The organism is Cytobacillus sp. Bac17 (assembly GCF_024519925.1).
GTDB classification, from domain to species: domain Bacteria; phylum Bacillota; class Bacilli; order Bacillales; family Cytobacillaceae; genus Cytobacillus; species Cytobacillus pseudoceanisediminis.
Window position 1 is genome coordinate 1 of the sequence record NZ_JALJRC010000033.1, and the last position, 13,456, is coordinate 13,456.

General features: G+C 43.6%; 12 protein-coding genes. 11 read left to right on the plus strand and 1 reads right to left on the minus strand.

What is annotated here, in order from left to right; translation table 11 throughout:
- Positions 1-148 precede the first annotated feature (148 nt).
- Positions 149-1,324 (minus strand): MFS transporter, encoded by a 1,176-nt coding sequence (locus NR125_RS24575; RefSeq protein WP_256816296.1) that lies wholly within the window; start codon positions 1,322-1,324, stop codon positions 149-151.
- A 109-nt stretch (positions 1,325-1,433) separates the two neighbouring features.
- On the opposite strand from NR125_RS24575, the gene NR125_RS24580 reads away from it, so the two are divergent.
- The 11 genes from NR125_RS24580 to eutC (NR125_RS24630) all read left to right on the plus strand — a co-directional run bounded on the left by NR125_RS24580 (position 1,434) and on the right by eutC (NR125_RS24630) (position 13,455).
- On the plus strand, positions 1,434-2,474 hold the full coding sequence (locus tag NR125_RS24580) for a DmpA family aminopeptidase (RefSeq protein ID WP_071156087.1): 1,041 nt from the start codon (positions 1,434-1,436) through the stop codon (positions 2,472-2,474).
- Positions 2,475-2,688: 214 nt separating this feature from the next.
- A complete protein-coding gene (locus NR125_RS24585; protein ID WP_009334374.1) occupies positions 2,689-4,047 on the plus strand; it encodes an ethanolamine ammonia-lyase subunit EutB in 1,359 nt (452 codons plus the stop codon).
- 16 nt (positions 4,048-4,063) lie between these two features.
- On the plus strand, positions 4,064-4,930 hold the full coding sequence (eutC, locus tag NR125_RS24590) for an ethanolamine ammonia-lyase subunit EutC (RefSeq protein WP_009334375.1): 867 nt from the start codon (positions 4,064-4,066) through the stop codon (positions 4,928-4,930).
- A 180-nt stretch (positions 4,931-5,110) separates the two neighbouring features.
- Complete coding sequence (locus tag NR125_RS24595; protein WP_019383124.1) at positions 5,111-6,535, plus strand: sensor histidine kinase; 1,425 nt, start codon at positions 5,111-5,113, stop codon at positions 6,533-6,535.
- Between the two features lie 2 nt (positions 6,536-6,537).
- Positions 6,538-7,110 (plus strand): ANTAR domain-containing response regulator, encoded by a 573-nt coding sequence (locus NR125_RS24600; RefSeq protein WP_009334377.1) that lies wholly within the window; start codon positions 6,538-6,540, stop codon positions 7,108-7,110.
- 178 nt (positions 7,111-7,288) lie between these two features.
- Entirely contained in the window at positions 7,289-8,548 is a 1,260-nt protein-coding gene (gene eutH, locus NR125_RS24605) for an ethanolamine utilization protein EutH (RefSeq protein WP_019383123.1), read from the plus strand.
- A gap of 28 nt (positions 8,549-8,576) precedes the next feature.
- Positions 8,577-8,918: an ethanolamine utilization microcompartment protein EutS gene (gene eutS, locus NR125_RS24610; protein ID WP_009334379.1), complete on the plus strand. Its 342-nt coding sequence runs from the start codon at positions 8,577-8,579 to the stop codon at positions 8,916-8,918.
- Between the two features lie 15 nt (positions 8,919-8,933).
- On the plus strand, positions 8,934-9,434 hold the full coding sequence (locus NR125_RS24615) for a EutP/PduV family microcompartment system protein (protein ID WP_009334380.1): 501 nt from the start codon (positions 8,934-8,936) through the stop codon (positions 9,432-9,434).
- 161 nt (positions 9,435-9,595) lie between these two features.
- Positions 9,596-11,044, plus strand: a complete 1,449-nt coding sequence (locus NR125_RS24620) for an ethanolamine ammonia-lyase reactivating factor EutA (RefSeq protein WP_071156079.1) — start codon at positions 9,596-9,598, stop codon at positions 11,042-11,044.
- A gap of 17 nt (positions 11,045-11,061) precedes the next feature.
- Complete coding sequence (locus tag NR125_RS24625; RefSeq protein ID WP_009334382.1) at positions 11,062-12,426, plus strand: ethanolamine ammonia-lyase subunit EutB; 1,365 nt, start codon at positions 11,062-11,064, stop codon at positions 12,424-12,426.
- Positions 12,427-12,438: 12 nt separating this feature from the next.
- The gene (gene eutC, locus NR125_RS24630; RefSeq protein ID WP_009334383.1) at positions 12,439-13,455 is read left to right on the plus strand and encodes an ethanolamine ammonia-lyase subunit EutC; all 1,017 of its coding nucleotides are present in this window, start codon (positions 12,439-12,441) and stop codon (positions 13,453-13,455) included.
- The last annotated feature ends 1 nt before the right edge of the window (position 13,456 follow it).

Here is a 13,456-nt window from a genome sequence, read left to right on the forward strand (position 1 = left end):
ACCCGGAGTGAGAGTCCGAACCCGGTACAACTTCGGACAGAGAAATCGAAAAACCTGGTGTGAGAGTCCAAACCCGGTGCACCTGCTGGAAAACTCAGCATAATAAAAAGACGATTTTCCGCATCTCTTAGGAAAATCGTCTTTCTCATTAACCTCGTTTTATAATCAGTATCCAGATATATAATAGTATGGAGATCCCTACCGAACCGGCTGCTGTCATATAAATGCTGCTGTAGCCGAACAAATGGGCGATTTGGCCAAAGACCATTGCACCTATCCCAACTCCAAGATCAAAAAAGGAGAAGAACGTTGCATTAGCCATCCCGCGCCGATTGGCAGGCGCTTCTTTTATAGACCAGGCCTGAAGGGCAGGCTGGACTGATCCGAACCCTAGACCATAAAAAATGGCCGCTATATACATGATCATGCTGTTAGGCAGCCATGCCAGCAGGAACATGGCTGCTAAAATCAGCACCGCACCAGGTAAAAACACAGCCTGATGCCCCCGTTGATCATATAATCTGCCGGCAAACGTCCGGGAAATCATTAAGGCAATCGCAAACAGCAGGAAATACCAGTGTATTCCGCCTATGCCTTTTTGGGCAGAGTATATTGGAAGAAACGAAGCGATGCCGCCGAAGGTAACGGTAATGAAAAATAAAAGAAATGATGGCCTTAAGGCACTTTTTTCATAGATATCCCATCGCTTAAGGGGAACACTTTGTTTTTCAGCCTGCTTGTAGTTGATTCTAGATGACAATACCAGTGCGGCTAAACCCAGCAGGGCACAAATTAAAAATAAGAGCTTGAAAGATATAACTCCGGCAAGCGCCAGTCCCAGGGTGGGGCCGAAAGCCAGGGCTATGTTCCCGGAAAGACCGAAGTAGCCCATCCCTTCCCCGCGCCGCTTAGCAGGTATCAAATCGGTGGCAATCGTTCCGGAGGCTGTAGTTGAAAAACCCCATCCAAATCCCTGGACAATCCTTAAGACAAATAAGAAGATTAAACTATTAACAAATCCAAATGAACCAACCGAAAGAACAAAAATCGCAAGACCCGTTAAATAGACAAAACGCCTTCCCTTTGTCTCCAGCATATGTCCTGCATAAGGACGCAATAGCAGAGCAGAGAATGTAAAGATGCCGACTACAATCCCGATCAGCTGGTCATTCCCTCCCAATTTTTCAACAAAAAGAGGGATCGTGGGCAATGTCATTTGAAATCCGAGAAAAATAAAAAAGTTGGACATCAATATGAGCACAAAATCTCTAGACCAAATCTTCTCAGAGCCTGCATTCTGTTTTTTTGCTATAGTTTGAGCCATATAAATCCTCCCAAAAACGATGTAAAATGATTAGGAAACCTAAATATTTTTCTATTATAAATGAAAACAAATGGAAATTCTAATGAATGCCACTTTAAGGAGGAGTCAAATGAAGATTAGAGAAAGAGGAGTAACGATTGGAAAACTGCAGCCTGGCAAAAAGAATTGCATTACAGATGTAGAAGGGGTCATGGTAGGCCAAATCACTCTGCACTATCCTCTCAATGATAATGACCAATATGTCTGTACTGGTGTAACCGCAGTTTTGCCTCATGGCAGAAATTTATTCCGTGAAAAGGTCCCGGCAGCGAGCTATGTCATCAATGGCTTTGGAAAAACGACTGGTCTGGTTCAGGTTGAAGAATTGGGCATGATTGAATCTCCCATTATGCTGACAAACACATTTGGAGTTCCGGCGGTTACACATGGAACCCTGGAACACATGTTACGAACCACTCCTGAAATTGGAGACACAACTGGAACGGTCAATATTGTCGTTGGTGAATGCAATGATGGGTATCTAAATTCCATTCGTGCACTTCCTGTGAAACCGGAACATGCAATAGCAGCCATTGAAAATGCCAATTCGGAAAGAACGGAGGAAGGTGCGGTCGGAGCAGGAAAAGGCATGGTATGTTTCGGATATAAAGGCGGAGTAGGGGCGTCATCGCGGGTCATAAGCGAAGAACAAAGCTCAAAAGACTACATAATCGGGTGCCTGGTGGTCACCAATTTTGGCAATAAAGATGAATTTCCATTCAGGAAATACGGCCTGTCAGAAATTCCGCAGGAAACCAAGGAAACGCCCGATGGCTCGATTATGATCATCCTTGCCACGGACGCACCAGTCAGTGACAGGCAGCTGAAAAGGCTTGCCAAGAGATGCGGTATTGGCCTCGGCCGGACAGGAAGTCATTACAGCAACGGCAGCGGGGATATTGTCATTGCTTTTTCAACTGCCAGAACCATTTCTCACCAGAGCACTGAACACGTTGAATTTGCCCATTTGATCAGAGACGACCATCCGCTTATGAACAAGCTTTTCCAAGGTGCTGCCGAATCCGCGGAGGAAGCAATTCTCAATTCCTTATCCCAGGCAGAAACGACGAAAGGGAGGCAGGAAAGAGTGGTCGAGGGTATGTTTTCATAAGACATTTATCTACATTCTAAAAAGTCTATCTTTTCAGTTAATTACTTGATATAATGATGGATAAGTGAAAATACCAGGTGAGGGCGCCTTAATAGGTAAGCTGTTTTATGGCTTATTCTGTTAAGGCGCCTTTTTGTATGGAGTGAATGTAACCGCTTACTGTAATAAGCTGAGTTGGTGCATACCACTCCCTATAATCGAAGGGAGGCAATTTATGTTTACTTGTACACTAAAGAATGAAACCTATCAATTCCGTTCAATTTCAGATGTTTTGGCAAAAGCCGGTGAGGAGAAATCAGGGGATAAAATGGCAGGCATTGCTGCCAGATCTTCTCTTGAACGAATGGCAGCCAAAGTGGTGTTAAGTGAAATAACACTAAAGGAAATATATGAAAATCCGGTTATTGCATATGAAAAGGATGAAGTAACCCGCATCATATATGATGATCTTAATCTTTTTATTTATAAGGATATCGCAAACTGGTCTGTTGGAGAATTAAGGAATTATATTTTATCCCACCATACCAGTACGTCGGATTTGTTCAGAATCAGCAGGGGTCTGACGAGCGAAATGATTTCTGCTGCAGCAAAGCTGATGTCGAGCATTGACCTTGTAATGGCATCGCAGAAAATCAGGCCAACTGCGCATTGCAACACAACAATTGGCGAGTCTGGACGCCTGGCATTCCGCTGCCAGCCTAATCATCCCATTGATAATCCCGAGGGTATTCTTGCATCAATGAAAGAAGGTCTGTCCTATGGTTCGGGTGATGCTGTCATAGGTGTGAACCCCAACAATGACTCTATCGAATCAGTCTCGAGAATTTTACATATGACTCATGATTTTATTCAAAAGTGGGATATCCCGACGCAGAACTGTGTTCTTGCCCATATTACAACCCAAATGCATGCCCTCAAAAAAGGTGCCCCTATAGCTCTTATGTTCCAAAGCCTTGCTGGTACACAGGCGGCAAATGATGATTTTGGAGTTTCAAAGGAAATTCTTGATGAAGCCTTTCAGCTGATGGCCACACAAGGGACATCAACTGGTCCGAATCAGCTATACTTCGAAACTGGCCAGGGATCGGAGGTATCGCTTGATGCCCATCTTGGCATAGATATGCAGACACTCGAAGCCCGTACCTATGGATACGCCCGGCATTGGAAACCGTTCATGGTTAATAATGTATCCGGTTTTATCGGGCCTGAGACGATTTATGACGGCAAACAAGTGATTCGTGCAGATCTCGAGGACCTTTTTATGGGGAAAATGCATGGACTTCCAATGGGGATAGCCCCTACATATACAAACCATATGCAGGCAGATCAAAATGATCAGGAAATCGCTGGTATGCTGACTGCTCTTGCCGGTGCGAATTTTTATATGGGCGTGCCTGGCGGAGACGACGTTATGCTAAGCTATCAGGATACCAGCTATCATGATGATGCAAGCTTAAGAGAAATGCTTGGGCTCCGCCCTCTTCGCGAATTTGAGATATGGCTTGAGAAAATGGGAATTATGGAAAATGGCAAACTAACCGAACGAGCGGGAGATTTATCAATTTTTAAGTAGGAAGGGGGAATCAGTAATGGATATTCAGACAATCGTGAAGCAGGTAATGGAAGAACTCCAAAAAGGAGGGCAAATAAAAAACAGTCCTATTGTAAAAGAACCTGCAGAAACAAAGGAATCAAAGGGCCGCAATATAAATTATGAAAAGAGTAGCCAAGTAGGTGTAGAACAGCCAGCCAATCGGGAAGAGATCGAGAGGGTGCAATCCATTACGCCTGCCAGGATTGGGATTGGACATACTGGAACACGAATGAAAACAAAGAATTACCTGGAATTCAGGATAGATCACGCAGCAGCCCAGGACGCAGTGTTTAAAGACGTTTCTGAGGATTTGCTGAAGGAGTTAAAGCTGCCTGTGCTCTTTTCAAAATCTGAAACGATGGACCAATACTTAATGGACCTGGACAGCGGGAGGCAACTCAATGAAACATCCAGAAAATGGGCTGCAGAAAATCTTCCGAAAAATAAACAGGTGCAAATCATTGTATCCGATGGACTGAGTTCAACAGGTGTTGAGGCAAATATAAGAGATCTGCTGCCAGCGCTTGTCCAGGGGTTAACATCGAAAAAGATTACCATTGGAGATCCTGTTTTTATAAAGCGGAGCAGAGTTTGGATTCAGGATGATTTAGCTTCTATTGTCAATTGTGATTGCATTATTTCACTCATAGGAGAAAGGCCAGGATTGGCAACTGCTAAAAGCATTAGTGCCTACCTGATATACCAGCCCAATGAGGATACTGTCGAAGCAGATCGCACTGTTATCAGCAATATTCATGAGGGAGGGGTCCCCCCTGTTGAGGCGGGTGCCCATCTGGCTGATTTAATAGAGGTTATATTAAAGCATAAAGCGAGCGGTGTAAAATTAGCACAGCTTAAGTAGTATAGGAAGGCAGCAGGATTACATTTTTTCCAGCTGCCTTTTCCATTATCCAGGATAATTCCATAACTGTACCAAATTTCCTATTAAACAATTGAAAACGATGTTGACATTCTTCGGCATTCCCTTTAATATTTTTATATATTCTGACATTTTTAAATACTTATTGGGAGATCTCCGTCTATGCCAAACTTCTCAGTCGAAGAGCTATGCACTCTTCATACAAGTCTTTCAAAAATGGATGTCGAAAGAATTAAAGAGGTCTCTGCCAATCTCTCATTAATCGCCGATCTGAACCAGGCAAACGTTTTTGTTGATTGTCCTACTAAAGAAGGTAAACATGCGATAGTAGTAGCTGAAGCCGCCCCAAATACTGCTAAATCCGTTTATCAGAAGCCTGTCGCAGGAAAGTTCGCCTATGAAGCTTTTGAACCCGCCGTTTTATATACCCTGAGGACAGGGAAAAATATGTTTCTCAATCGCGCCTTGACACAGGAGGGCAAGACGGTGGAACAAAGCGTGGTGCCGATTAAAGGCTCAGAGGACCGTGTCATCGGGGCACTGATTATGGAGAAGGACATCAGTGAGAAGCTGCAGCGGCAGCTCAAATTGGAAGCGTTATCAGAAGCGACTGAAACCTTGAGCGGTATACTCATTGGAATGGCAGAAGACCGGCCGATCATCCCAGAGGTAATTGAGGAATCACTATTCTTTATTGACCATGAAAATAAGGTTGTTTATAACAATCCTTCAGCAACTAATCTCATACACGAAATTGGCAAGGAAAATTGCAGGCCCGGCGTCCCGCTGATTGATTGTTTTCCCTGTATTCAAGAAATTCTTAACGAGCCGGAAGAGCTCCTTGTAAAAGAAATGAAAATGATGAATAAGGTATTCCGTGTTAAGAAAATAAGTCTTGATCTTGCCGGTAAGTCGGATGGAACCTTCATCATACTTAAAGACCTGACAGAGCTCAGGGAAAAGGAACGGGAGATTGCTGTTAAATCTGTGGCCATACGGGAAATCCATCACCGTGTTAAAAATAACCTGCAGACTGTTGCCAGCCTTTTGAGGCTCCAGATGAGAAGGGGTGTGCCGGAAGAAAGCAAGGTGCATTTCGTGGAAAGTCTGAACCGCATCTCGAGTATTGCTTCGGTGTATGAAATTATTCTCTCGAGCTCAAGTGTAGATGAAGTAGATATATACAGCCTAATAGAGAAAGTTGGCAATATGCTGGTCCATGAAGCAAAACACGAGCAGAAAAAGATACATATTCAGTATAGGGGACCAAAGCTTTTAATCGACTCTGAAAAAGCTGTATCCCTGTCTCTGGTCATCAATGAACTTATACAGAATTGTGTAAAGCACGCATTTAAACATATGCATGAAGGAATAGTCGAGGTCTGTTTCGAGTATTCGAATGATGAAATTAAGGTTGAAGTCATCGATAACGGTGAAGGGTATTCCCCGGAAGCAAAACCTTCTCTAGGCTTAGATATTGTGAAAATGATGATCGAGCACGACTTATCCGGTCATTTTTTAATCGAACGGGCTGAAACAGGGACTATTGCAGCTGTGCAATTTCCCTTTGAAAGGAAGGCGGAATAGCTGTGAAAAAAAGAATAATGGTTGTGGAGGATGAATCGATTGTCCGCATGGACTTAAGCTTGATGCTACAGGACGCTGGATATGAAGTAGTTGCTGAGGCAGGCGATGGTGAAAGAGCGGTCGAGCTTGCTCTTTCATTAAAGCCTGATTTAATCCTGATGGATATCAAGATGCCTAATCTGAATGGACTAAAAGCAAGTGAAATCATTTCCAATAAAATCAATACACCCATCCTGATCCTAACAGCATACAGTCAGCGGGAATATATTGATAAAGCCAAACAGGCAAATATACTCGGCTACCTTGTTAAGCCTGTTAATGAAGCCAGTCTGATTCCAGCTGTTGAAATTGCGCTCAGGCAGGCTGAGAATGCAAATGCATTCCGGGAACAGGTGGAATCCATGAATCAAAAATTAAATGAAAGAAAAATAGTTGAAAAAGCAAAAGGCATTTTAATGCAAAAGTTTAACATGCATGAAGAAGATGCTTTTAAGAAAATGCGAAAGATCAGCATGAACAAACAGGTTACACTGGAAAATGTGGCAAAGCGTATCATAGTAAAATATAACGCTTAATATCTTTTACAAGTGGATAGAACAGGCAAAGGTGCCATGCGTCTGCAAAAGCTGACGTGCGGCACCTTTTTGTCTTTTTACCTATTTTTTTACTATCAAACTGCTGTTTATCCTATGTTCTTGTAAAGAAGCTGCAGGATTCCGTTAACATATAAAACTTTTTAGGGAGGGATTTATGATGGAAATGGTAGGTAAAATCGTTATTTACATTATCATGGCCTGTGCTGTGGCTGGAGCTTTTGCAGCCATCCGCAACAGTGATGAGGGGTTAGGCAAGCAATTTATGGAGGGGCTTCATGCTGTTGGCCACATTTTTGTACCGGCTGCCGGGATAATGGCTTCCATTCCATATTTATCGTGGTTTATCGATAAGGTCTGCGGTCCATTTTTTGCTGCGATCGGGGCAGATCCTGCAATAGCTGCAACTGCCATATTGGCAACCGATATGGGCGGCTACCAGTTAGCTGAAGTGTTAAAGCAAACACAGGAAGGCTGGATCATGGCGATGATTGTCGGTTTTATGGCGGGGGCAACCATTGTTTTCTCCATACCGATGGGCCTGGCTATGCTTGATAAGAGAGACCATAAATATATGGCTCTCGGGGTGATGTCAGGCGTTCTGACCATTCCAATCGGTGCTTTCATTTCAAGTGTGATTATTGCGGTTTCCAGCTCAAGTTTCAGGGATTTCATTTCCACCTCCGGCGAGGCGAAATATCAGTTCGCGCTTGGTTTGGGACAAATCTTATTGAATTTAAGTCCGCTTTTAATCTTTGTTGTCCTGATTGCACTGGGGTTATATTTCCTGCCGGATTTAATGATCAACGGGTTCATGTGGTTTGGACGTATTTTAGATGCGGGAATTAAGCTGGTTTTGGTATTTTCCATCGTGGAAATTTTTACTGGATTATTCACAACAGTATTTGGAGGATGGGGCTTCCACCCAATCATGGCGGATTCGGAGGATCAGTTCCGGGCGCTTGAGACTGCCGGCTATATTGGAATCATGCTTGCCGGTGCATTTCCGATGGTTTATCTTCTTCAAAAGTATGCCGGCGGCCCGCTGGAGGCACTTGGCAGTAAAGTGGGATTAAGCAAGGAAGGCAGTGCAGGGATAGTTGCCACAATCGCGAACATCCTTGCGATGTTTAAATTGGTCAGAACAATGCCGCCTAAAGATAAAGTCATTAATATTTCCTTTGCAGTCTGTGCCGCCTTTTTACTTGGTGACCATTTATCCTTTACAGCAAATTTCCAGCCAACATTAATCCTTCCGATTATAGCCGGTAAAATTTCTGCTGGAATCATCGGAATTGGTTTAGCATACTGGCTGTCTGTACCTAAGGCTTTGGAATTGGAGAAAAAAGACCGTGAATCTGGCATTATCGGAAAAGATGAATATTTAACGAAAGAAGAAAAGGTTAAAAAAGCAATATAAGCAGGAGTCACCTGGGAGGGCCTAAGCAATGAATGAAGAAAAAAAACGATTTATTCAAGAATTTGTGCCGGGAAAACAAGTAACACTCAGCCACTTAATCGCAAATCCCGATCCGGATATGTTTGAAAAACTGGGGATCCAGCAGGCAGGAGCGTTAGGTATTTTAACACTGACACCAAGTGAAACGGTTATTATTGCAGGAGATCTGGCGACCAAAGCGGCAGACGTGCAGATCGGGTTCCTGGACCGATTCACAGGCAGCCTTGTAATTGTAGGAACCGTATCAGCTGTGCAAATGGCCATGGAGGAAATCAACCGCTTTTTATCTGAAACACTGAGGTACACTCCTTCGGAAATAACTAAATCATAAGGAGCTGTATATAGAATGTCCAAAATGAACAGAGCGATGCTGATCGGTTCCATCGGGGCTGGAAAGTCGACTTTAACAAATGCTCTTCTTGGCCGCAAAGCGGTAGCGGTTAAAACACAGGCCCTGAACTATTATGACTGGATTGTGGATACGCCGGGCGAATATACAGAGAATCCATTTTTCTATAAAAATATCATGGCTACGGCACTCGAAGTGACCCATGTACTATATTTGCAGGATTCTACAAAGCGGAAAACCATTTTTCCGCCAGGTTTTAGCAATGGGTTTAATAAGCTGCCAATTGGAGTCGTGACAAAATGCGATTCTGATCAAGCGGATGTAAACTCAGCAATCAGCCAGCTTAGAAATGCAGTTCCCAAAGGGCCTATTGTCATTACCTCCTCTATTTCCGGAAAAGGAATAGATGAAATACGGTGCCTCGTGAAATGCCATTCTCTTCAGGAAATGCAGGATTATGCAGATTCATTGCCGGATGATGTCGTAATTTTCAGATGAAACCCTTTACAAAACGAAGATAATAGAATATATTTTAAATATACAAAAAAATAGATTAGGCAAAGGCGCCTTGTATGAACAACCAATTAATGGTTGCTCATATGCGGTGCCTTTTTTTATTTCCTGCATAATTGTTAAATTGCTACAGTAAGGCGGGGATCATGTTGAAGCGTTACGATGCACAAAAAGAGAATATAATCAGCGCAGGAATCGACATCGGAACGAGTACGACCAAACTCGTCATCAGCAGATTTTCTCTCATGAATATGGCTGGCGGAACCCATATGCCGCGAATCGAAATTATCGAAAAGGAAGTGCTTTACCGGAGCCCGATTTACCGGACTCCTCTTCTAACCGCTTCATCAATAGATATTGAAGCTGTAGAGAGGCTTGTCAGAGAGGAGTATACTACTGCGGGAATCCGGCCGGCTGATATTAAAACAGGGGCTGTCATTATTACAGGAGAAACGGCAACAAAACAGAATGCCGAAGAAATGGTCCATTACCTATCTGACCATGCAGGAGATTTCCTTGTCGCCACTGCCGGTCCTGATTTAGAAGGAATCATTGCTGCAAAAGGTTCAGGAGCTTATGAATTATCCAAAAGGACTGGAAAAACTGTGGCTAATATTGATATTGGCGGAGGCACTGCCAATGCTGCAGTTTATCGTTCAGGAAGGCTGTGCGGAACATGCACCCTGCATATCGGCGGCCGGCTGATTGAATTTACAGACGGCAAAATAAATAGTATTTCTCCTCCTGTTCAACAAATCCTTCGGCAATGGGGAGCTGATTTAAAAAGAGGGGACAGCAGAAGTCACCCTATCATCGGAAAACTGACAGACTACATGGCAGAAGCAATTGCCCGAATGCTAAGGAAGGATCTTCTAAAGGATGATTTGCCTTTGCTTCTGGGACATGATCCAAATTGGACAGAGGAGATAGATTACATCATGTTTTCAGGCGGGATCGGTGAATGCTTGTACCACTTTGAGAATGCTGATTCCTCTCCTGCCCAGTACGACGATATTGGAAAACAGCTGGCACAGTCATTGCAAAATTGCCGTGAGCTGGCCTCCTTTAAATGGGTGGAACCGGATGAAACGGTCAGGGCAACAGTTCTCGGGGCAGGTACACAAACGACAGAAATCAGCGGTGCGACCATCCATGCTGAAGGCAATGAACTGCCAATTCGCAATTTGCCCGTCTATCAGATCCGGTTTGATTACAATTTGGAAAAAGGTCTCCATAAGATTCAAGAAGCAGTAAAAAAGGCGGTGGAAATTTATGACCCTCAGAAGGAGGGACAAAATTTCGCCCTGTATTTAACGGCTCTGCCATATTTGGGCTTTCGTGATATTCAGGAGTTATCTTCAGTCTTGCTGAAATCCTTAGAAGCAAAGCCGATTCCGGAACAGCCGCTTGTTGTCGTATTAGAAAGCGACCATGCTAAAGTCCTTGGCCAGACGATTAAAGTTCAGGAAACAAGGCAAAGTATCGTATGCATCGACCAGATTAAGGTAGAGCATGGAGATTACATAGATATCGGCCACCTGCTTCAAACCAATGTAGTACCTGTTGTCATTAAAACATTGACATTCCATCGGTAAGAAAGGGGGGATTATTTATGAAGCTGCAAACGAGTCATTTAGGAAATGTGTATCAATTCGAAAATCTAAAAGATCTATTTGCAAAAGCAAATGAAGAAAAATCAGGGGACCGCCTCGCGGGAATCGCAGCGGAAACCGTCCAGGAAAGAATCGCCGCCAAATTGGTTCTAAGTCATTTAACCCTATCTGATATCCGAGAAAATCCTATGCTTTCGCCTGAAGAGGATGAGGTTTCGAGAATTATAGAAAGCGGGATGAATGAACCCGTCTATCAGAGCATAAAAAATTGGTCAGTTGCTGAACTTCGTGAATATATCCTGGACGATGACACTACAGGAGAAGATTTAAAAAGAATCGGCAGGGGATTGAACAGTGAGATGATCGCCGCCGCTGCAAAAATCATGTCTAATCTTGATCTTGTTCACGCGGCAAACAAAATCGAAATACTATCCAAATGCAATATAACGATTGGATATAAAGGAACATTGGCTTCCCGTCTGCAGCCTAATCATCCAACCGATAATGTGGATGGCATGATCGCATCCCTCAAAGAAGGTTTATCCTACGGCATAGGGGATGCAGTGATTGGAATTAATCCAGTGGATGATTCGGTTGAGAGTGTAAAAAGATTGCTCCATGCCACACATGCTTTTATCAAGGACTGGGGAATACCAACACAAAACTGTGTGCTTGCACATGTAACAGCTCAAATGAAGGCTATAGAACAGGGAGCACCTGCAGATATGATCTTCCAAAGCATAGCCGGAACAGAGGCTGCCAACCGATCATTCGGAATTACTGCCTCACTTCTTGAGGAAGCAAATGACATGGCAAGAACTCTCGGCACCGGCACCGGGCCACAGCGTTTATATTTTGAAACGGGCCAAGGTTCAGAGCTTTCCGCTGAAGCGCATTTTGGAATGGATCAAATGACACTGGAATCGAGAAATTACGGCTTTGCCCGGCATTATGACCCTTACATCGTAAATACAGTGGTAGGTTTCATTGGGCCGGAGTATTTGTACAACAATAAGCAAGTCATCAGGGCCGGGCTAGAAGATCATTTTATGGGAAAAATGCATGGCATCCCTATGGGTGTTGATATCTGCTACACGAATCATATTAAGGCCGATCAAAACGATATCGAAGACCTTGGCGTTCTGCTGACAGCAGCTGGAGTGAATTTTATTATTGCTGCCCCAATGGGGGATGATTGCATGCTCAATTATCAATCCATGAGCTATCATGACGTTGCCACGCTTAGGCAGACGATGAATAAGCAGCCATCTCCAATATTCAGGGATTGGCTTGAGAAAATGGGAATCTTCGAAAATGGAAAGCTGAGCAAAATCGCAGGCGATCCAACCATTTTTTCACGATAGGAGTTGAAATGAATGAATCCTGAACTGATTGAAAAAGTAACACGCCTTGTAGTGGAAAAACTTCAATCGCAGCAAACCTCTGATGTGAAAGGGCAAGAAAGCAGCGCAGGAGTAAAATTTTGGCAACATACATCAAACCCCAGCACACAACCATCCAAGATGGCAGTGGAGGTGATCAAGGCTGGAAAAGAGGATACAGACAGTCTAATAAAAATTAAAAGCTATCAGAATACAAATGCTCTTAAAATGACCTCAACAGTTAAAGCGAGTCATGATAAGAACGAAAATTATTCAAAAAAGGCAGGCATTGATCATCCGGCAGATCCAGTAGAGCTGGAGGCACTCAAGAGCAAAACACCTGCAAGAATCGGGGTGGGAAGAGCAGGAACAAGACCGAAGACAGACACATGGCTGAAATTCCGCTTTGACCATGCAGCAGCAGTCGATGCTGTCTTTGGAGATGTAAATGATGAGCTTATAAACCATCTTGGACTCTTTAAAGTCAATACGATGGTAAATGAAAAAGAAGTGTACATCCGAAGACCCGATTATGGCAGAAAGCTATCAGAAGAAGCCAAAAAAATCATTCTTGCTAAATGCCAAAAGGGACCGGCTGTTCAAATCATTATGTCTGACGGGCTTAGCTCAAGTGCGATTGAAGAAAATGCAGAGGATGTATATCTATCCCTTCAGCAATCATTAAAAAGTTTAGGCCTCGATATGGGGACCCCTTTTTATATCGAAAAAGGCCGAGTGGCTGTTATGGATGAAGTAGGCGAGCTCCTGAAGCCCAAAGTAGTTGTTTTATTGATTGGCGAGCGTCCTGGTCTGGTCAGTGCAGAATCACTGAGTGCCTACCTTTGCTATGAACCCCGAAAAGGAACGATCGAAGCTGACCGGATGGTAATTTCCAATATACATAAAGGCGGAATTCCTCCCGCAGAGGCTGGCGCCTATCTCGGAACGGTCATCCAAAAAGTTTTAAAGTATGAAGCAAGTGGTGTATCGCTCGTGAAAAAGGAAGGGTAGG

Excerpts from the sequence above, each read along its gene's own strand:
- NR125_RS24575 (WP_256816296.1), bottom strand. The coding sequence starts at position 1,324 with ATGGCTCAAACTATAGCAAAAAAACAGAATGCAGGCTCTGAGAAGATT.
- NR125_RS24580 (WP_071156087.1), top strand. The coding sequence starts at position 1,434 with ATGAAGATTAGAGAAAGAGGAGTAACGATTGGAAAACTGCAGCCTGGC.
- NR125_RS24585 (WP_009334374.1), top strand. The coding sequence starts at position 2,689 with ATGTTTACTTGTACACTAAAGAATGAAACCTATCAATTCCGTTCAATT.
- eutC (WP_009334375.1), top strand. The coding sequence starts at position 4,064 with ATGGATATTCAGACAATCGTGAAGCAGGTAATGGAAGAACTCCAAAAA.
- NR125_RS24595 (WP_019383124.1), top strand. The coding sequence starts at position 5,111 with ATGCCAAACTTCTCAGTCGAAGAGCTATGCACTCTTCATACAAGTCTT.
- eutH (WP_019383123.1), top strand. The coding sequence starts at position 7,289 with ATGGAAATGGTAGGTAAAATCGTTATTTACATTATCATGGCCTGTGCT.
- eutS (WP_009334379.1), top strand. The coding sequence starts at position 8,577 with ATGAATGAAGAAAAAAAACGATTTATTCAAGAATTTGTGCCGGGAAAA.
- NR125_RS24615 (WP_009334380.1), top strand. The coding sequence starts at position 8,934 with ATGTCCAAAATGAACAGAGCGATGCTGATCGGTTCCATCGGGGCTGGA.
- NR125_RS24620 (WP_071156079.1), top strand. The coding sequence starts at position 9,596 with ATGTTGAAGCGTTACGATGCACAAAAAGAGAATATAATCAGCGCAGGA.
- NR125_RS24625 (WP_009334382.1), top strand. The coding sequence starts at position 11,062 with ATGAAGCTGCAAACGAGTCATTTAGGAAATGTGTATCAATTCGAAAAT.
- eutC (WP_009334383.1), top strand. The coding sequence starts at position 12,439 with ATGAATCCTGAACTGATTGAAAAAGTAACACGCCTTGTAGTGGAAAAA.